The organism is Flammeovirga aprica JL-4 (assembly GCF_012844305.1).
Classification (GTDB): Bacteria; Bacteroidota; Bacteroidia; order Cytophagales; family Flammeovirgaceae; genus Flammeovirga; species Flammeovirga aprica.
This window is the reverse complement of sequence record NZ_JABANE010000004.1, coordinates 48,329-68,158: the sequence shown is the minus strand read 5'-3', so window position 1 is coordinate 68,158 and position 19,830 is coordinate 48,329. Positions and strand designations below refer to the sequence as shown.

Here is a 19,830-nt window from a genome sequence, read left to right as displayed (position 1 = left end):
TCTTAATTATGTTGCTTTATCACCTTCTCGGGTTATTAATAATAATTTCTGAATATCCGACTGCCCAATCTCAATACTTAAATAAGAATAACAATACTAAAAAAAATAATGAGTAAAATAACACTATTATTCCAATTGTTTGCTTTTCTATTTGCAACATCTTTACTTCAAGATAGAGGTTCATTGACAGAAGATTTAGAATTAGTGTATTCTAATGTTATTGGTGATTCTACTTATTGGGTAGCAGAAATACAACAAAAAGAAGGAAGCAACATACAGTTCAAAGACAATACATTAGATATAGATGTTTCGAAGGGAGCTACTGTTTGGTTCAATCAGAAGTTAAAAGGAGACGTAGTGATCCAATATGATATTACCATAGTAGATGGAGGAGGTGACAACGATGAAGTCAGTGATATGAATTGCTTTTGGATGTTCACAGATCCGTATCAACCCGACGGAGATTTACAGTTTGGACACAGCAGTAGAACAGGATGGTTCAAAACTTATCATAAGTTACAAGGATATTATGTGGGGCTTGGTGGCTACCGGAATACAAGAACAAGATTTCGACGATATGATGGAAACTTTGATAGACCTCTTCTTCCAGAACATGATTTAAGGGACAAGAAATTTATGATCATTGCTAATAAAACATACACTGTTACACTAGTAGCAAAAGGTGAAAAAGTACAATATTATAGAGATGATCAATTGATTTTTGATATTAAAGATGATGCCCCATATAGAGAAGGATGGTTTGCTTTTAGAACATTGATAAATCATATGAGAATAGAAAACTTTAAAGTTTACATGAAAAAAAGCAGTTAAAGAATGAAACGAATAATAAGCCATCTATCTCTATATATACTACTACTGTGCTCTTTTGAGATCGTAGCACAAGAAAAAATCATTTACAAAAGCATTGATTCCATTGATTTTTATATTGAAATCCACACTCCCAAAAAGATGGAGAAAAAAGAAAAATACCCAGCAATGGTTTTCTTTTTCGGAGGAGGATGGAAGTCAGGGAGTCGAAGCCAATTTATACAACATGCTCAATACTATGCAGACAAAGGTATAGTATGTTTTCTTGCTGATTATAGAGTTGAAAAAAGCAATAACTCAACCCCTTTCCAATCACTTGCAGATGCAAAATCAGCAGTTCGTTTTATTAGAAAAAATGCAAAGGAATTTCAAATCGATTCAGATAGATTAATAGCATCAGGAGGATCAGCCGGAGGTCATTTAGCCGCCGCTACAGCATTAGTAGAAGGTTATGATGACTCAAATGACGATTTGTCTATCAGCTGTAAACCCAATGCTTTGGTACTTTTCAATCCAGTAATTGATAACGGTCCAGGCGGTTATGGATTTGATAGAGTAAGTATGGAGTATAAAAACTTCTCACCTCTTCATAACATCGTAAAAGGAGCTCCTCCAACCATTATTTTCTTAGGGACAAAAGACCATTTAATACCAGTAACCACTGTTGAATATTATCAACATGTCATGCAGAAAGTTAAGAGTACTTGTGTATTAAAAATATACGAAGGAGGAAAACATGGCTTCTTCAATTACAATAAAGAAGACCTTCACTTTTATAATGAAACACTTAATGAAACAAATAAATTTTTAAAACAAGAGGGGTATTTAACAGACCTTCCTCCATTACTTAATTAGTAACAATCGAGGTTTCCAAAATATAATCTTACAATCCTTTATTATTTGTAAATCAAACAATATCTAATAAGGACTATACATCCGTGTTTTACCTATTAATTCTATTATTCATTAGTTTTTTTTTGAATGTTGTAGTCTAAATTCAGAAAACCTATCTTTTTTGGGAAAAAGTATATGGGATTGTTCCTTGTCTTTAATTAAAGGTGTTGTTTTTAATGATTTATAATCCAAATATTTTAAGATCTAAACAATAATGTTTTTGTTTTTAAACTAAACTTATGAATAAAATTAACGTGAAATTGTATACTACTTTTATATTAGTATTTGTGTTGTTGACAGGTACAATAAATGCCAATCCAGATACAGAAGCTATCAAAGAAAAACTAATAAAGTGGAAAGTTGGAAATAGTAGTTTAACTTCTGAACCATTTTATGATTATCAATTACAAAACGTATTAGCAAAGGTAGATAAAGTAAAAAAACAAATAGATAAGGAGTTAAAGAAAGAGGTTTTATTCAAAATTTCAGAGTTAAAAAATGGAAGTAATAGAAAGGCTCAGGTGAGAATACGAAAATTTATTTCAGCTGTTTATGTTTTTGCACAGGTATACAAATTACCGAGTTCAGAAACTATTCTCAATCCATATTATAACAATCAAGCGTTTTTAGATTACATTATTGCAACTTTTGATTATATGAATAGGAATGGATGGAAAGCAGGAGTTAACCTTCATACAATGAAAGTAGAAGGAGATCAAATATTGGCTATCTGGAAAGAGCTCGATGAATTAGGTTTTGTAGGGTTAGGAGGAACTATTTATAATCAAGCATCTTCATATGTAGATGCAGTTTTGATACTTGAAAATGAACTAAAAAAGAGTAATAGATATAGTCGGGAGTTTGAGATGGTTAAGTGGGTGGCTAGAATCTGGTTTCCAGAAATTAATGGTATTACGCACCCTGGTTTTCAATTCAAGGGTTTTAATTCAGATGGATTTAGAAAGTTAACACGACTTTATTTGCCTTACATTTTATTAGAGCCTGACCGAGAAAAGCAAAATGTACATATGCAACACTTTTTACGTTATATGAAAAAGTGTATTAGTTATGCACCAGGTTGGGCAGATACGTTTAAACCCGATGGTTCTGGGTATCACCATAAAATGTCATACATGGCAGCCTATAGTTCTTCAACTTATCAAGACGCTGCTTTACTACTATATTTACTAAAAGGGACAGAGTATAGTTTGTCACCTAAAAGTATAGCTGTTATAGAAAATGCTTTTGATAAATTAATCTATTTTGCACCTAATAATAAAATACATTTGGGGTTAACAGGACGTTTTCCTAACAACTATACATTCTTAGAAAATTTTAGCCCTTACTACTATTTAATGTATCAGGCTACTGGAAAAATAAAATATCTTGAAACATTCAAACACATTTATTCTCAGATCAATTCAAAAGAAAAACTCTCTTTTAAATACATAGGAGAAGCAATGTCTTTTAATAAAGGAGTGAGGGAACAAGGTAAAACTTTAGATTTAGGGAATTATAATACATTTTTTCCTTACAGTGGAACTTCGATACATTATTACAATGATGTTTCGGTATCATTAAAAGGTCAGAGTAAGTATATTAAATATGGTGAAGTAGCCGGTATAAAGCAGAATAATCATGGACACCATTTTTCTTCAGGAGCATTGTTTGTATTTGGTAAAAATAACCATACGGGCTTTAGTCCAAAGGGGTGGGATTATACTAAAATACCAGGAGTAACAAATTATAATATATCTTTAGAAAACCAAGGAAAGAAGGAGCCTTATTATTCGAAAGAGTATGTTTTAGGGGGAGTTAATTTAAAAAATAATGGTCTTTTTGCAGTTAAGCATCAAGGGTTGAATGACTTTGGAGTACAAGGTAATATTTCCGTTTTCATGTTTGATGATTTGGTGATTGCATTGGGTTCAAATTTTAGTGGGAAATTTGAAAAACAAAAACTACAAACTACTCTTTTTCAATCTTCTTTGTTAGTTAAAAATGGTAAACTAAGTTTTAATGGTAAAAAACCTATAGCATTGCAAGAAAATAAAAGTAATACATGGGTAACATTAAATGATGGTAATAGTTATTTTATACCGAATGGGAATGTAAAAATGACTTATGGAGAACAAACATTTGCTGGTGATAGAGGAGGACAATTAAAAAAAGGGAGATTTGCTACTGCTTGGATAGAACACGAATTAGGCAAAGACTTAGGTTATGAATTTATAATTTTATTAGATGACAAGGATAGCAAAATAATAAAGATGTCAAAAAATAAAGACCAGTATTATAAGGTTTTACAAAAGAATAAAACAGCTCATATTGTTCAGTATAAAACTAGTTTAGGTTATGCATTTTTTCAAGCTGGTGAAGGCTTGAATCATATTTTATCAGTGGATGAAGCTTGTATGATAATGACAGAAGAGGATGACCACAAACTTCATTTAGTAGCTACAAATCCAGACCTTGGGTGGATTCCTAAAAATGAAACGCTTTCTTATTCTCAAATAAAAAGTATGCAACATCTTTATACAGAAAGTACTACCCAGAATTTACAAATAACTTTAAAAGGTGAATGGTATCTTTCTGTAAATAATAGCAACGTAAAAATATCATACAAAGAAGGTAACACACTTTTGGATTTAGAGGTTCTAGATGCAGCTACTGTAGATATGACGTTGATAAAAAAATAGAAAATAGATAGAAATACTTTTTACTTTATTATTGGTTGTTTGTAATCTGTAAATCTTTATATATCCTTTCAGTTTTTAAATGTCCCAAGAAAAATCAAAATTTCGAGTAATGATCTAGGGTTGGCTCTTCCAACCTTCTGTAACAAATGATGTTTGACTACTTATTTTTAATTAAAAGAATAACAAAATAAAAATGCTAATAAAGCATACTTGATTAGTATATACCAATGTCCTTGAATTGAATAAAGTTTTTTTCTTAATAAGAAGAATCTCTTGTACCTCAATTGAAAAATTATGATTTACAAAACAATACTAGAAAAGGCCTTAGGAACATTACTCTTAGCAGGAGCAATTTCATGTCAGCCACAAGAACAAAAAGAACTTCCAGTGGACTTACACGATAAAGTAATTTCAGTGGCAAGCGTACAGCTGAGTCTTTCGGATTCATTAACTCCTAAAAAATTATTTCCAAGATCTTTGCATAAAGATGGAAGTGTGGATTACGTAAAGCCTAGAGATTGGACCAGTGGATTTTTTCCAGGCTCACTTTGGTTTATGTATGAGTTGACAGGCGATAAGCTTTGGAAAGAAAAAGCAGAGCAACGCTTAAAAGAATTGGAGGAAATACAATACGCCAAAAATACACATGACATCGGTTTTATGATGTATTGTAGTTATGGTACAGCCTACAGACTGACACAAAAAGAAGATTATAAAGAGATTTTATTGAAGTCAGCGGAAAGCCTTATGAGCCGTTTCGTACCGGAAACAGGAACAATACGCTCATGGGATTGGCACAAAGATCCTTCTCAAAACAGAGGATTGGATTGGGAACACCCTGTGATCATTGACAATATGATGAATTTGGAACTGCTGTACTGGGCTACTCAAGAAACGGGTGATCAGAAATATGCAGACGTTGCGAACCAACACGCATTGACCACAATGGAGCATCATTTCAGAAGAAACTACAGTACCTATCATGTGGTAGACTACAATCCAGAAAATGGAGATATAAGAGATAAAGGTACTTTCCAGGGCTTTTCAGATACATCAGAATGGGCAAGAGGACAAGCATGGGGACTGTATGGTTATACTTTGTGCTATCGTTTCACCAAAGACAATCGCTTTTTGGAACAAGCGAAAAATATAGCGAAGTATTATATGAATCATCCTATTCTTACAGAAGATCTAGTTCCGTATTGGGATTTCCACGCGCCTAATATTCCAAATGCGGAAAGAGATGCTTCTGCGGCAGCGATTGTTGCTTCGGCCTTGTACGAGTTGTCAACTTATGTAGAAAATGACTTATCGGACTCTTATATTACATTTGCCGAAAAAAGCCTTGCTTCTTTGAGTAGCGATACGTATTTAGCACAGGAAGGAGAAAACGGTTATTTTCTTTTAAAGCATTGTACAGGCAACTGGCCTAACCGTAGAGAAGTTGACGCTCCATTGAATTATGGTGATTACTATCTATTGGAAGCTTTGCAGAGAAGTAAAAACCTGAAATCAGGGACGAAGAACCTGTCATCCTTATTCTAAGAATAATAACATTCTGACAAAACATTTTTTAATCATTTTTTTACCAAATCAAGACAGACATGAAGTTAGCGACCTTATTTTTTGTGGTGTATAGTTTATTGTTCAGTGGATTATCAAACGACCCAACTGATCCAAAAATCCTTAAGAGTGCTGAAAGAAGTATCGACAAGCTTCAGATGGAACTCACAGAAGAGGAAAGAGAAGCTTTGGTAGCAATATCGGTAGATCGTCAAATCTGTTTCAAAGAATCTAAAGCAAAATATGCGGATGACAAAGAAGGATTAAATACGGCACGAGGGGAGTGTAGAACTGCTTTTGAGGAAGGTGTGAAAGAAAAATTAGGGAAAGACTTCTACAAAAAATACAGAAAAGCTTTAGCGGAATATAGAAAAAATAATAGTAATAAATAGAGAATCATAAACGAGCAAAGAGTTAAAAATAACACAGTAATTTTTTGACTTTGCAGTTAGGTGAAATAATTTAAAACATAATTTTATTGCATAAAGGGCTGGGTTTTACTCAGTCTTTTTTTATTGTTATATCACAAGTGTTAAGCACATAGGTACCATTGGTGATGACATATTGGCAAAGTCTCCTGATTTCGAATTTAAAACATATTTATATTCATTTCGAAATCAGGAGACAATAAGTAATTTCAAGTGATGCTATCGCTTAACACTTGAACCAGTTACAATTATAAATTAATCCACCACTTCTTCATTCTCTTTCCCTTCATAAGAAAACCAATCAAAAACAGCCATATTTTTTGAGGCAACACCATTGCTAGTGGCATATACACCTACACCAGGACCATTAAATTGAGCATTGCCTTGAGCGTCAGCAATAACGATCAGGCTTCTTGCATCACCGATTGGAGTCATTTTAGACTTATCTTCACCAAAGTAGAATTGTACTTTCATGTCTTTTGCCACTGCTTTCAAAACCACCTCTTTTCCTTTGTAAGGTACTCTTGCAATTTCTGTAATAGAACCTTTAAAAGATTCTAGCAATACAATTTCATTTTTTACCTTTAGAAGGTTGATATGGTTCTCGTTGGTTCTGTAAATACTTAAACCGGCTTGTTCATTTTGTTTTGAGGTTTTGAAAGAAAGGTGGGTAGAGGCTTCAAAATCATGTGCTGTAATTCTTTGAAGAAGTAGTGAAGAGTTGACTAAGTTTTCCATTACTTCAGCTCTTAGTTTTACTTTCAGTTTACCCTCTTCTAAAGTATAAAATGAAGTTTTGGGTGTTCTAATCGTACACCACTTGAAGGCTAAATTTTCACCATTAAAATCATCTACAATAGGTACTTCAGGAACAGGTGTCCATGGTAGATCAGGACGTTTCTGTTCTGGTAAAACCACTCCTTTACCTTTATTGAAAAAAGGTGTTTGCCCTTCAAAATCTACTTTTGCTAAAAATGTTTCTCTAGCCAAAGTAGTAATGCCGTGGTTCCATCTTTTCCCCAACATCACGGCCCACCATTCACCGTTTTGAGTTTGAACTAAATCACCATGACCAATGGCGTACAAAGGATAATCTTTCCCTAAATGTCTATGTGTAAGCACTGGATTTACAATATCAGTAACAAAAGGACCGTTGATATCATCACTATGATGTACTGACATAGCATGATTCATTTCTGTACCACCCTCAGATACAAGTAGTAAGTATTTACCATTGATTTTATAAAGGTGAGGCCCTTCTGTGTACGAAGCATTATTGGCATGACCGTAAGTCAGTTCATGTCTTTCGCCTACAAGTTTCTGTTTTTCGAGATCTAATTCCTGATTGTAGACCACTGTTTGATTAGGCCAATCTTTTTCCTTTATTCCGTTCATTCCAGTGTAATAACATTTCCCATTATCATCCCAGAAAATAGATGGATCAATACCCGGAGCATCAGGAAGCCATACCGGATCAGACCAAGGTCCTGCAGGGTCTTTTGCCGTTATGTAAAAATTCATTTTACAACCCACACACGTATTGATAATGTAGAATACCCCTTCATGATGACGAATAGTAGGGGCAAATAAACCTAGTTTATCTTTTAAACCATCAAAATCATAATGTTCAGGGTCTGTGACAGCATTGCCTATCTGTTCCCAGTTCACAAGATCTTTACTATGATATATTGGAAGCCCTGGAAACCATGTAAAAGAGGAGTTGACAAGGTAATAATCTTCACCCACTCTACAGATGGATGGATCGGGATGATAACCGCTTATGATTGGATTCTTAAAAGTTTGCGGTGGCTCTTGGCCAAAAATACTGAAGTTTGATCCAACAATTAGTAGTAAGAAAAAAAGTGCTTTTAGTTTCATTTCATTTATTTTTTAAAAGTTGTTTATTATTGAAGTAGGAGGGCACAAGAAAATAGGTGTCGTATTACATAAAATTATTATAGTCTATCTTTTCGTAGACCCATAATTGAAATTATGGTCTTTTGGGAAGATATCTCACCTTATATTTTTGATCATAACAGTTGATCTGTCTGATTTTAGAAAATAATAAAACCCTATAAACCTTTGAAAGACATCAAATTTATTACGAATATCGAAAAGAAGGATAGCTTCCCAAAAGCCCATGACTTCAGTCATGGTTTACGTAATTTAGCCTTGTTTTCCGTTCCCCATCTATTACATAAAGATAATTCAATTCAAAATCAGACCCGCTAATAATTAATCTTAAAAGAAGGGGAGAATTTTAATAGTATTTAGAAATCAGGAGATCTCTGATAAGCTGTAGGATACAAATGAACCTTGCGCTTGAGTGTTTTCTACCCAATTCGTCTGGCAGTACATCCCCGGCCTTGAAGGGAAAAGCGTTAAGAATTTCATGGAATGAGCCGTTAAAAATGATTTTTTTGTTTGAGCAAAGCGAGTTTAAAATCATTTAGGTGAGAGGAATGGAATTTAGCTTTTGACTTCTAAGCCTTGAATTTTTTGCTTCTTTTTGTTCTAAGACAAAAACGAAGAAGAAGGGAGCTTGAAAGTAGAACATGAAAACCTTGTAGAAATGTCGATTGAAAGGTGACGAAGATTTAGTTAGATTAATTCTTTGTAAACACCACCAATTTCCTTTTCATATTTCAAATATTTCGTTATATTTGTTTGAACAATACACGTAGAAACGAATAATATAAACATGAAACTATTTTCTTCCTATTCTTTAGGCCCATTAGCACTAAAAAACAGAGTTGTGATGGCTCCAATGACACGTTGTAGAGCAGAAAACAACATTCCAACAGATCTTATGGCAGAGTATTATGCTCAAAGAGCGTCTGCAGGTTTAATTATTACAGAAGGGACGGCACCTTCTAAAAATGGACTGGGGTACGCTCGTATTCCTGGTATTTATTCTTCTGAACAAGTGGAAGGATGGAAAAAAGTAACCCAAGCTGTTCATGATAAAGGAGGAAAAATCTTTGTGCAGTTGATGCATACGGGACGTGTTTCTCATCCTTTGAATATGGAAACTGATGCTAGAATTGTAGCACCTTCAGCCATTGCGTTGAGTGGAGAAATGTACACGGATCAAGAGGGAAATAAACCTTATCCGGTTCCAGAGGAAATGACTTCAGCAGATATCAAAGAGGCGATACAGGAGTTTGTATCTGCATCTAAAAACGCTATCGAAAGTGGTATGGACGGTGTTGAATTACACGGTGCAAATGGCTATTTGATCAATCAGTTTTTGAGCCCTATTACAAACCAAAGAACAGATGAGTACAGAGGAAGTCCAGAAAACAGAAATCGTTTTGCGGTTGAAGTGGCTAAAGGTGTAGTCGAAGCGATTGGTGCTGATAAAGTAGGTATTAGAATTTCCCCTTATGGTGTATTTAATGATTTAGCACCATTTGAAGGCATCGATGAGCAATATTTAGCATTAGTGGATGCTTTAAATGAGCTAGATATTTTGTATCTTCACATTGTAGACCACAGCGGAATGGGGGCTCCTGAAGTACCAAAATCAATTAAACAGAAATTGAAGTCTGCTTTTAAAAGTACTTTTATCTCAAGCGGTGGTTTGGATAAAGAAAAGGCAGAAGGTATTTTGGAAGCAGAAGAGGGAGATTTAGTCGCTTTTGGAAGGCCGTTTATTGCGAACCCTGATTTAGTGGAACGCTTAAAAGAAAACGCTGAAATTGCTACACCGGACTTTGATACTTTCTACACTCCGGGAGAAAAAGGGTATACAGACTACACGGTGGCTGTAGCCCATTAATATTGTTATTTTATAGATTTCACAATCATCAGTAGACACTTATAGATCACTTGCTTTCTAAATTATGAAGCTTTCATAGACTGTTTAAACAGTTTTTGGAAGCTTCTTTTTTTATACATCGGGGAGATATTTCAATGAAATAAGGGGGGTAAAATCTGCATTTAAGAAATTACTAAATTTCATATTAATTCTTTCGGGTCTATCTTAAGGAATAGTAGGTAATTGGAAGTGAGAAATAGAAAAAGTACGCGGGGAGATGTAGTTCTTAATTGATTTTTTAATTTGACATCATAACCTCCGTGTACTTTACTTTTCTTTAGTTATGAATTAATGAATTATTAAATACAGCATGAAACTAAACTTTTACTTTCTGATCGTTCTGTTTTGGGGAAGCGTTGCGTTAACGTCTTTTGCTCAAAACCCTTTAATCACACACCGCTTTTCTGCTGATCCAACAGCAAGAGTGATGAATGATACCTTATTTGTATTTCCATCTTCTGATACCACATGTGCTCAAATCCAAGGGAACAATGGTTTTTGTATGCCGGATTACCATGTTTATTCTACCACGGATCTGACAAACTGGAAAGATCATGGAGAAATTCTTTCTCACAACACTGTGCCTTGGGTAGAAGAGAACAGTTATGGTATGTGGGCGCCGGATTGTATTGAAAAGGATGGAAAATACTATTTCTATTTTCCGGCAATGCCAAAAGATAAAAGTACTTTCAGAAGAATTGGTGTAGCGGTAGCTGATACTCCCACAGGACCTTATACGCCGGAGGAGTCTTATATAGAAGGAATTGAGGGAATTGATCCCAATGTATTTATTGATGACGATGGAAGTATTTTTCTTTATTACGGAGGTGGTGAAAACTTGTATTTTGTGGAGTTGAATCAAGATATGAAGACGATTAAAACGACCCCTCAAAAAGTACAAGGGTTACCTTCAAAATATAAAGAAGGACCGTTTATGTTTAAGCGAAAAAATAAGTATTATTTTACTTTCCCGCATGCTCCTGAAGGGTCTGAAGAAATAGCCTATGCAGTCGGTGATAGTCCTAGAGGACCTTTTGAATATAAAGGAAAAGTACTGGAAAGATGGAAAGACGGCTGTTGGACTAACCATCATTCATTTGTAGAATATAAAGGAGAGTGGTTGTTGTTTTATCATCATATGGATATTTCTGGCAATAAGCACAGAAGATCAATGTGTGCAGACAGAATCTTTTTTGATGAAGATGGTAATATCCCAGAGATAAAGGCAACACAAAGAGGTATAGCGAAATTGTTTGCCAAAGATGCGATTCAGGTGGACCGTTATAGCCTGCTGAAAAAAGGAAAAGTTGAGAAAACCAATTCGGCAACGATCAATTGGGTAGTGAAACGTATTACGCCTGCTACGGAGTTAGAAATTCATGATATCAATTTTGAAAAACAGAAGTTTACACAAGTGGCTCTTTTTGTAAGTTCAACAACGAAAGCAACAATTGAAATCTCAGCAAATGGAAAAAAATGGACTACGCTAGAAGTTCCTGCCATGAAAGAGGGAGAGTGGAGATTGGTGAAAGGAAAAACGAATTTCTCACCGAAAGGAATGCAAAATCTATCTTTCCAATTCAAAGGAAATACGGAGACTTTACAGTTGGATTGGATGCAATGCATGAAAAAGAATGATGTATTGCTGGGGAAGACTTCAAACATTGAGTTATTCAATCAGGCCCAACAAAGAATTATATTCCAACCCAATCAAGGAGTGGTTTATTCTGCGAAAGCAATCAATAAAGCAACACCACATTTTTTAGAAGATGCATTGGTAAAAGGTGATTTACATATCAATGGTGAAAAAGTCAATCAGCTGACTGCTTTAGAAAGTGGAGATGTAGTGAGTTTCAGTACAGATAAAGCCAGACAAATGTACGATGCCTTCGCAGGGATAGATGCTTCAAACTTCTCTGATCAGGAGGGTGTGATGACAGAATCATGTAAACTTGGAGGAAAAAATGTGGGCTATATTGAAAATGGAGATTACTTGATGTTCAATAATTTATTATTCCATCAACAGCCTCAGAAAGTGACGATTGGTGTAGCAACACCCAATAACGGAGGTGTAGTTGAAATCAGAAAAAGTGATGTAAAAGGTGAACTCTTAGCGTCTTTCCAAATTGAAAAAACAGGGGGATGGCAAAACTGGACTAATCTTACTTCAGACATTAATTCTCAAGTGGCTAAAAACGAGAAAATCTATATTGTATTCAAAGGCAATAACGGGTTTTTGATGAATTTGAAAGACGTCAAATTTGAATAAAAAAACTAAAGCAATAATAAATCATGATTAAGAAATACATAACAGGTGCCTTGCTCGGTATATTAATGGCAGGGTGTGCAACTACTGAAAAAGCAAAGCAAACAGAAGAAATAAAATATGAGGCAGACTGGGAGTCGTTAGGGCAATACCAAGTACCGGAATGGTGGAAAAACTCAAAATTTGGAATTTATTTCCATTGGGGTCCATATTCAGTGCCTGCCTATGAAACAGAATGGTATTCACACCATATGTATAACGAAGGAAGCAAAATCAGAAAGCACCATGAGGAAAAATATGGTAGCCTGGATAAATTCGGGTACAAAGATTTTATTCCAATGTTTACAGGAGAGCATTTTGATGCCGATGAATGGGCAAAACTCTTCAAAGAAGCTGGTGCTCAATTTGCTGGTCCTGTAGCAGAACATGCCGATGGTTTTGCCATGTGGGATAGTGAATTGACGCACTGGGATGCCAAAGAAATGGGACCGAAAAGGGACATTGTGGGGGAGATGGCGAAAGCGGTGAAGAAATACGATATGAAGTTTATAGCCACTTACCATAGACATTGGATGTACGCTTGGTACCCTACGTGGGATAAATCAACAGATGCCGGAAACCCTGAATACGAAGGTCTATATGGCCCATATACTCCCAAAGGGACTTTCACTATGGCAGATGTAAAAAGTGACCCGCTTCCAGACAAAAAGTTCAATGATGAATGGCTGGCCCGTTTGGATGAACTTATGGAAAAATATCAGCCAGATATTATTTGGTTTGATAACAGAATGGACATCATTGATGAAAAACACAGAAAGCAGTTTTTAGCCAATTATTACAACAATGCACAGAAGTGGGGCAAAGAAGTAGTTTGTACCTATAAGTTCGAAGACATGGAAAAAGGGACCGCAGTCCTTGACCTAGAACGTTCAAGAATGAAAGACAAGCAACCTTTTGTTTGGCTAACGGATGACTCTGTAGACTGGAAAGCATGGTGTGATATTGATGATCCTAAGTACAAATCAACCAATAGATTAATTGACTTTTTGGTGGATGTAGTTTCTAAAAATGGAGCTGTATTATTAAATATTCCTCCAAAAGCCAACGGTGAAATTCCAGAAGGTGTAGTGACCCGTTTAAAAGAAATGGGGCAATGGTTAAGCATGAATGGTGAAGCAATTTATGACACTCGCCCTTGGGTGATTTATGGTGAAGGTCCTCAAGAAATCAAGGAAGGTCACTTGAGTGAACATAAAAACAAAGAAGCAGTCGCAGAAGATATTCGATTCACAACCAACGGTAACAATCTTTATGCAATAGCATTGGACTGGCCAAAAGACGGAAAATTGAATATTAAAAGTTTAGGAACAGATAAAACCTACTTGAAAAATAAAATCAAAAGCCTACAATTACTAGGCTCAAATAAAGAATTGAAATGGTCATTAAAAGGTGATGGTTTGGCAATTGAACTACCAAAAGACAAGCCTTGTGATCACGCTTTTGTTTTCAAAATGGTATTGGATAAGAATGTGATGTAAACATTAAAAAGGGAAGAAGGAAGGTAGTCTTATTCCTCTTTCTTCATCCCTTTTTTTACATGAAAAAAAACTGTATTATATTTTTTAATCACTTCTAATTCTTCAAAATATACCCCTTATCATTCAACTCTACCAAAGACATTCCTAAAGGCACATAGCTTTCAAGGGCATTACTGACGTAAATTTTCATAGGAACTTCACGTTTTGGTAGGCCCATGATGCCGGAAGGGAGTTTGTTGATTAAAGTAGTTTTAATATGTAAAGACTTAAGTTTTGGTAGTGCAAAAATTTCTTCTGGCAGTTCACGAATTCTTACACAATTATCTAAATCTAAATGTTCTAAATCTTTTAGTTTGATAATATCAGTTTTTATTATTTTAAACGGGTTTTTACCAATATATAGCCTTTGTAATTTCGTATTCTGATAAATAAAATCAGGAAATTCAAAAAGGCCTTGATCCGATAAAGATAATACTTCTAGGTTATAACATTTTTTGAAAGATTCCATTGGGAATTTGGTATGACCACGATACCCTATATTTACCTCTTTCAAAGAATCATAGGTACCAAAAAGGTTATCCATATGATCAAGTTTACGGTTATCTTCAATAGAAATTTTACTTATCTCATAAGTACTATATTCAGTTGGAATTTCGGAGATATCTGTTTTGGATATGAACAGGAATTTTGGTTTTTGATTATTCTTTAGCAGTGGTAGATTTCTAACTTTCATATTACTAAGGAATAATGAAGAAAAATTTTCCAAGCATATTGAATCAGGTAGATACTCAATATTATTACCTTTGAATCCAATATGTTCTAGACTATCTAGTTCTAGAACCTGAATAGGAAAAGATTGAAGAGGCACATTAATGAAAGTGATTTTTTTTAGCCTATCAAAATTCTTAATCCATTGTGGAACAGTTTTATTATTTAACCAGTTCATAAATAAATATTCTAGGTTATTAAATCCTTGAATTTCATTTGGTATGGTATCAAAATGAGATGATAAGGTTATACTATATACATTTCCTTGTTCATTAGATTTATATGCTAATTTAGTATTGTATTTATTGTTAATCTCTTCAACTAATTTCTGATCATTAATATTTGAAGAGCAACCAAAAAGAATTACAAAAAAGATACTAATTACTTTTCTTATTATATTGATAATCATAACTTTGTTGGTCTTTATATAAGTTTTTAAAAATAATATCTAAATGTCTCGCTTCAAAAGTAGGTTCATAATCTTTAAAAGATTGAACCCCTAGTAAATTCATAAAGAAATCCTTAGGCCCTTTATCCCCAAAATACTTCTTAGCTTGAACAGCATTAATTGTCATAAAGGCATCTTCATCTACCTCACTCCAACTTGTTTTATCATTAAATTCCCAAAGTTTTCCAAAGAAGTTCTGCGATAACTGATCTAGTTCACTTCTATGTTCTTGACTGTATTCCTTCCAAGTATTTTCTTTTGGATTTACTTCAATAGATTTACCTTCTGTTTTGATTTATAAAAAGAAAGACCAAGAGTAATTTTATTAAAAGCACTCTTAGTCTTTACTTTTCAATATTGATAGTTATAATATCATCTATTATTCTACTTCAAATTCCCTTCAACAAATTGCTTCTAATTCTTCAAAATATACCCCTTCTCATTTAACTCTTCCAAAGACATTCCTAAAGGCACATAGCTTTCAGGAGCATTACTAACATAGATCTTCATAGGTGCTTCACGTTTTGGAAGCCCCATGATGCCGGAAGGAAGTTTTCCAATTAAAGTAGATTTTATATCGATAGCCTCTAATTTTGGTAATGCAAATATCTCTTCGGGTATTTCTCTCATTCTAAAACTTTCACTTAAATCTAAGTATTCTAAATTTTGTAATTTGATAATATCAGGTTTAATAATTTTAAATGGGTTATCACCTATATAAAGCCTTTTTAGCTTTGTATTTTGATAAATAAAATCAGGAAATTCCCTAAGGCTTTGATTCGATAAATATAAAACTTCAAGATTATAACATCTTTTGAAAGATTCCATTGGGAACTCAGTATGCCCACGGTATCCTAAATCTACCTCTTTCAATGAATCAAAAGTGCCAAAGAGGTTATCTACATGATCTAGTTGACGGTTATCATCTATTGTAAAATCTTTAATATGATATTTGCTATATTCTTTTGGAATTTCAGTTATATCTGTTTTCCTCAATATAACACTCACCCCTTCTTTAGTATTAAAATGAAGTAGGGGTAACTTTTGAATCTTCAACTCGCTTAAATAGATTGATTTTAGATTTTCAAAATATAACTCTGCAGGTAGCTCTTTCACTTCATTACCATTAAAACTGAAATGTTCCATACTATCTAATTCTAATAATTCCTCTGGAAATGAGGTGAATGGAACATCTACAATAGTAACCGTCTTTAGTTGTTTTAATTCTTTTATCCAATCAGGTAGTTTTTTTATATTAACATCATCGATTCTTAAATCTTTTAAATTCCTAAATTCTTTTATCTCTTCTGGTATAACAGAAAAGTCAGATCCATAAATACTAAGCCCAAGTATAGTATCCCCTTCATCATCCGAAACATGTAAATCAGCATTATATTTTTTATTGATTAATGATATTAATTTTTGATCATTATGCGTTGTCATTTCACAACTGATTATGATGATCATAAAAATGAATAGCAGTTTAGTTTTTATACGTGTAATCATAACTTTGTTGATCTTTATATAGATTGTTTAATATTATTATTAAATCTTTAGAAGTAAATTTTGGCATTTTCTTAGGAAGTTCCTTTCTTTTCAATAACTTAAGAAATAAACCCTTAGGCCCACCATCCCCAAAATACTTTTTAGCTTGAACAGCATTAATTGTCATAAAGGCATCTTCATCTACCTCACTCCAACTTGTTTTATCTTTAAATTTCCAAAGAAGTTCTGTGATAACTGACCTAGTTCACCAGCATGTGCTTTACTGTATTCCTTCCAAGTATTTTCTTTTGGATTTACTTCAATAGATTTACCTTCTGTTTTGATTTATAAAAAGAAAGACCAAGAGTAATTTTATTAAAAGCACTCTTAGTCTTTACTTTTCAATATTGATAGTTATAATATCATCTATTATTCTACTTCAAATTCCCTTCAACAAATTGCTTCTAATTCTTCAAAATATACCCCTTTTCATTCAACTCATCCAAAGACATTCCTAAAGGCACATAGCTTTCAGGAGCATTACTAACATAGATCTTCATAGGCACTTCACGTTTTGGTAGGCCCATGATGCCGGAGGGGAGTTTACCAATTAAAGTAGATTTAATATCGATAGCCTCTAATTTTGGTAATGCAAATAATTCTTCAGGTAAATCCGCAATCATAAGGCTATTATATAAACCTAAGTATTCTAGGTTTTGTAGTTTAATGATTTGTGAAGATATTTTTTCAAAAGGGTTATTACCAATATAAAGCCTTTTTAGTTTTGTATTTTGATAAATAAAATCTGGGAATTCCCAAAGGCCTTGATCCGTTAAAGATAATACTTCTAGGTTATAACATTTTTTGAAGGATTCCATTGGGAACTTAGTATGCCCTCGGTATTCGATTTTTACTTCTTTCAATGAATCATAAGTACCAAAGAGGTTATCTACATGATCTAGTTGACGGTTATCTTCAATGATGAATTCTCTTATACGATATTTTCTATATTCGTTTGGAATTTCATTTATATCTGTTTTCCTCAATATAACACTCATCCCTTCTTTTGAGTTAAAATAAAGTAGGGGTAACTTTTGAATCTTCAACTCGCTTAAATAGATTGATTTTAGATTTTCAAAATGTAACTCCGAAGGTAGTTCTTTCAATTCATTACCATTAAAACTGAAATGTTCCATACTATCTAATTCTAATAATTCCTCTGGAAATGAGTTAAATGGAACATCTACAATAGTGACCGTCTTTAGTTGTTTTAATTCTTTTATCCAATCAGGCAGTTTTTTTATATTTACACCATCAATCCTTAATGCCTTTAAATATTCAAAGTCCATAATTTCTTTTGGTAATTCAGAAAAATACCTTCCGTAAATTCTTAGTCCTGTAATTGTATCTCCTTTATGGTAAGATGTATTTAATTTTGCGTTATACTTTTTATTAATTAATCTAAAAGTCTCCTGATCTTTATAGGTTGTACTTTCACAACTGATAAAGAGGACCATAAAAATGAATAGCAGTTTAGTTTTTATACGTGTAATCATAACTTTGTTGATCTTTATATAGATTGTTTAATATTATTATTAAATCTTTAGAAGTAAATTCTGGCATATCGTCTGGTAATTCCTTTACTTCCAATAACGTCATAAAGAAATCCTTTGGTCCTCCTTTACCAAAATACTTTTTAGCTTGATCTGCATTTATTGTCATAAAATTCTTTTCATTTACCTCATCCCAGCTTGTTTTATCTTTATCTTTCCAAAGGCCTTCATAGAAGTTATGAGCTAACTTATCCAATGCACTTTTATTTGCTGTACTATATTCCTCCCAGGTGTTTTCTTTTAGGTTGACTTCAATAGGTTTGCCTTCTGTTTTAATTCAGCAAAACAAAGACCAAGAGTAATTTTATAAAAAGAACTCTTAGTCTCTACTTTTCAGCATTGATAGCGATTATATCATTTATTATTCTATTTCAGATGCCCTTTCCCTTGAATAGTTTAATTATAATTCAACAAGACATACCCCTTCTCATTCAATTCTTCCAAAGACATTCCTACAGGTACATAACTTTCAGGGGCATTACTGACGTAAATCTTCATAGGCACTTCACGTTTTGGAAGTCCCATGATGCCTGAAGGGAGTTTTTTTATTAGAGGGTTCCTAATATTTAGATAACTTAACTTGGGTAAAGCAAATATTTCTTCGGGTAGATCAATCATAAAAGTATTACTCATATGTAGCAACTCTAAATCTTGTAATTTGATAATATCAGGTTTTATGTTTTCAAAAAAGTTATCATCTATATAAAGCCTTTTTAGCTTTGTATTTTGATAAATAAAATCAGGAAATTCCCTAAGGCCTTGATCTACTAAATATAATACTTCCAGGTTATAACATTTTTTAAAAGATTCCATTGGGAACTCAGTATGTCCTCGGTATTGAAATTTCACCTCTTTTAATGAATCATATGTACCAAAGAGATTGTCTACATGATCTAGTTTACGATTATCATCAATAGTAAATTCTCTAATATGATATTTTCTATATTCATCTGGAATTTCAGTTATATCTGTTTTCCTCAATGTAAAACTCACCCCTTCTTTAGTATTAAAATGAAGTAGGGGTAACTTTTGAATCTTTAATCTACTTAAGTGGATCGATTTTAGATTTTTATAATGCAACTCCTTAGGAAGTTCTTTCACAGCATTATTAAGAGTGAAATGATTATTGAAACTGAAATGCTCCATACTATCTATTTCTAGTAATTCCTCTGGAAATGAGTTAAATGGAACATCTACAATAGTAATCGCTTTTAATCGTTTTAATTCTTTTATCCAATCAGGTAGTTTTGTTATTTCTACTCCATCAATTCTTAAATCTTCCAAATACCTAAATTCCTTAATCTCTTCCGGTATAACAGAAAAACTATGTCCATAAATTCTTAACCCTGTAATAGTATCTCCACTATGGGAAGAAATATTTAATTCTGCATTATACTTTTTATTAATTCTTTTAAGGGTTTGCTGATCTTTATTAATCGAAGTTTCACAACTGATAAAGATGATCATAAAAATGAATAGT

15 protein-coding genes are annotated in these 19,830 nt (G+C 33.4%); 8 read left to right on the top strand and 7 right to left on the bottom strand.

The features are described 5' to 3' along the window. The first annotated feature begins 108 nt into the window (after positions 1–108). The 5 genes from HHU12_RS02215 to HHU12_RS02195 all read left to right on the top strand — a co-directional run bounded on the left by HHU12_RS02215 (position 109) and on the right by HHU12_RS02195 (position 6,376). Complete coding sequence (locus tag HHU12_RS02215) at positions 109–831, top strand: DUF6250 domain-containing protein (protein WP_169654568.1); 723 nt, start codon at positions 109–111, stop codon at positions 829–831. Between the two features lie 3 nt (positions 832–834). Continuing rightward, positions 835–1,683 carry an alpha/beta hydrolase gene (locus HHU12_RS02210; RefSeq protein WP_205959752.1) on the top strand — a complete coding sequence of 283 codons (849 nt, stop codon included), beginning with the start codon at positions 835–837 and terminating at the stop codon, positions 1,681–1,683. A 278-nt stretch (positions 1,684–1,961) separates the two neighbouring features. Continuing rightward, positions 1,962–4,421, top strand: coding sequence for a chondroitinase family polysaccharide lyase (locus HHU12_RS02205; protein WP_169654566.1), 2,460 nt, complete (start codon positions 1,962–1,964; stop codon positions 4,419–4,421). 294 nt (positions 4,422–4,715) lie between these two features. Next, positions 4,716–5,966 carry a glycoside hydrolase family 88 protein gene (locus HHU12_RS02200; RefSeq protein ID WP_169654564.1) on the top strand — a complete coding sequence of 417 codons (1,251 nt, stop codon included), beginning with the start codon at positions 4,716–4,718 and terminating at the stop codon, positions 5,964–5,966. A 59-nt stretch (positions 5,967–6,025) separates the two neighbouring features. Continuing rightward, complete coding sequence (locus HHU12_RS02195) at positions 6,026–6,376, top strand: hypothetical protein (RefSeq protein ID WP_169654562.1); 351 nt, start codon at positions 6,026–6,028, stop codon at positions 6,374–6,376. Between the two features lie 291 nt (positions 6,377–6,667). On the opposite strand, the gene HHU12_RS02190 is transcribed toward HHU12_RS02195, so the two are convergent. Further along, entirely contained in the window at positions 6,668–8,290 is a 1,623-nt protein-coding gene (locus HHU12_RS02190) for a glycoside hydrolase family 43 protein (RefSeq protein ID WP_169654560.1), read from the bottom strand. A gap of 823 nt (positions 8,291–9,113) precedes the next feature. Between HHU12_RS02190 and HHU12_RS02185 the strand changes: the two genes are divergently transcribed. From HHU12_RS02185 to HHU12_RS02175, 3 genes are all read left to right on the top strand, one after another. Beyond that, complete coding sequence (locus HHU12_RS02185) at positions 9,114–10,193, top strand: alkene reductase (RefSeq protein WP_205959751.1); 1,080 nt, start codon at positions 9,114–9,116, stop codon at positions 10,191–10,193. 349 nt (positions 10,194–10,542) lie between these two features. Next, positions 10,543–12,501, top strand: coding sequence for a family 43 glycosylhydrolase (locus tag HHU12_RS02180; protein ID WP_169654558.1), 1,959 nt, complete (start codon positions 10,543–10,545; stop codon positions 12,499–12,501). A 23-nt stretch (positions 12,502–12,524) separates the two neighbouring features. Then, entirely contained in the window at positions 12,525–14,036 is a 1,512-nt protein-coding gene (locus HHU12_RS02175; RefSeq protein ID WP_169654556.1) for an alpha-L-fucosidase, read from the top strand. 94 nt (positions 14,037–14,130) lie between these two features. On the opposite strand, the gene HHU12_RS02170 is transcribed toward HHU12_RS02175, so the two are convergent. From HHU12_RS02170 to HHU12_RS02145, 6 genes are all read right to left on the bottom strand, one after another. Then, complete coding sequence (locus tag HHU12_RS02170; protein ID WP_169654554.1) at positions 14,131–15,213, bottom strand: leucine-rich repeat domain-containing protein; 1,083 nt, start codon at positions 15,211–15,213, stop codon at positions 14,131–14,133. Then, positions 15,182–15,379, bottom strand: a complete 198-nt coding sequence (locus HHU12_RS02165) for a hypothetical protein (protein WP_169654552.1) — start codon at positions 15,377–15,379, stop codon at positions 15,182–15,184. The genes HHU12_RS02170 and HHU12_RS02165 overlap by 32 nt, the downstream gene beginning before the upstream one ends. 287 nt (positions 15,380–15,666) lie before the next feature. Then, positions 15,667–16,695 (bottom strand): leucine-rich repeat domain-containing protein, encoded by a 1,029-nt coding sequence (locus HHU12_RS02160; protein WP_169654550.1) that lies wholly within the window; start codon positions 16,693–16,695, stop codon positions 15,667–15,669. A gap of 506 nt (positions 16,696–17,201) precedes the next feature. Next, positions 17,202–18,293, bottom strand: a complete 1,092-nt coding sequence (locus HHU12_RS02155) for a leucine-rich repeat domain-containing protein (RefSeq protein ID WP_169654548.1) — start codon at positions 18,291–18,293, stop codon at positions 17,202–17,204. Beyond that, the gene (locus HHU12_RS02150; protein ID WP_169654546.1) at positions 18,271–18,546 is read right to left on the bottom strand and encodes a hypothetical protein; all 276 of its coding nucleotides are present in this window, start codon (positions 18,544–18,546) and stop codon (positions 18,271–18,273) included. Before HHU12_RS02150 ends, HHU12_RS02155 begins: the two co-directional genes overlap by 23 nt. Positions 18,547–18,746: 200 nt before the next feature. Continuing rightward, a complete protein-coding gene (locus HHU12_RS02145; RefSeq protein ID WP_169654545.1) occupies positions 18,747–19,817 on the bottom strand; it encodes a leucine-rich repeat domain-containing protein in 1,071 nt (356 codons plus the stop codon). Between the last annotated feature and the right edge of the window lie 13 nt (positions 19,818–19,830).

Coding starts and splice junctions, on each gene's coding strand:
- HHU12_RS02215 (WP_169654568.1), top strand. CDS start 109: ATGAGTAAAATAACACTATTATTCCAATTGTTTGCTTTTCTATTTGCA.
- HHU12_RS02210 (WP_205959752.1), top strand. CDS start 835: ATGAAACGAATAATAAGCCATCTATCTCTATATATACTACTACTGTGC.
- HHU12_RS02205 (WP_169654566.1), top strand. CDS start 1,962: ATGAATAAAATTAACGTGAAATTGTATACTACTTTTATATTAGTATTT.
- HHU12_RS02200 (WP_169654564.1), top strand. CDS start 4,716: ATGATTTACAAAACAATACTAGAAAAGGCCTTAGGAACATTACTCTTA.
- HHU12_RS02195 (WP_169654562.1), top strand. CDS start 6,026: ATGAAGTTAGCGACCTTATTTTTTGTGGTGTATAGTTTATTGTTCAGT.
- HHU12_RS02190 (WP_169654560.1), bottom strand. CDS start 8,290: ATGAAACTAAAAGCACTTTTTTTCTTACTACTAATTGTTGGATCAAAC.
- HHU12_RS02185 (WP_205959751.1), top strand. CDS start 9,114: ATGAAACTATTTTCTTCCTATTCTTTAGGCCCATTAGCACTAAAAAAC.
- HHU12_RS02180 (WP_169654558.1), top strand. CDS start 10,543: ATGAAACTAAACTTTTACTTTCTGATCGTTCTGTTTTGGGGAAGCGTT.
- HHU12_RS02175 (WP_169654556.1), top strand. CDS start 12,525: ATGATTAAGAAATACATAACAGGTGCCTTGCTCGGTATATTAATGGCA.
- HHU12_RS02170 (WP_169654554.1), bottom strand. CDS start 15,213: ATGATTATCAATATAATAAGAAAAGTAATTAGTATCTTTTTTGTAATT.
- HHU12_RS02165 (WP_169654552.1), bottom strand. CDS start 15,379: ATGACAATTAATGCTGTTCAAGCTAAGAAGTATTTTGGGGATAAAGGG.
- HHU12_RS02160 (WP_169654550.1), bottom strand. CDS start 16,695: ATGACAACGCATAATGATCAAAAATTAATATCATTAATCAATAAAAAA.
- HHU12_RS02155 (WP_169654548.1), bottom strand. CDS start 18,293: ATGATTACACGTATAAAAACTAAACTGCTATTCATTTTTATGGTCCTC.
- HHU12_RS02145 (WP_169654545.1), bottom strand. CDS start 19,817: ATGATCATCTTTATCAGTTGTGAAACTTCGATTAATAAAGATCAGCAA.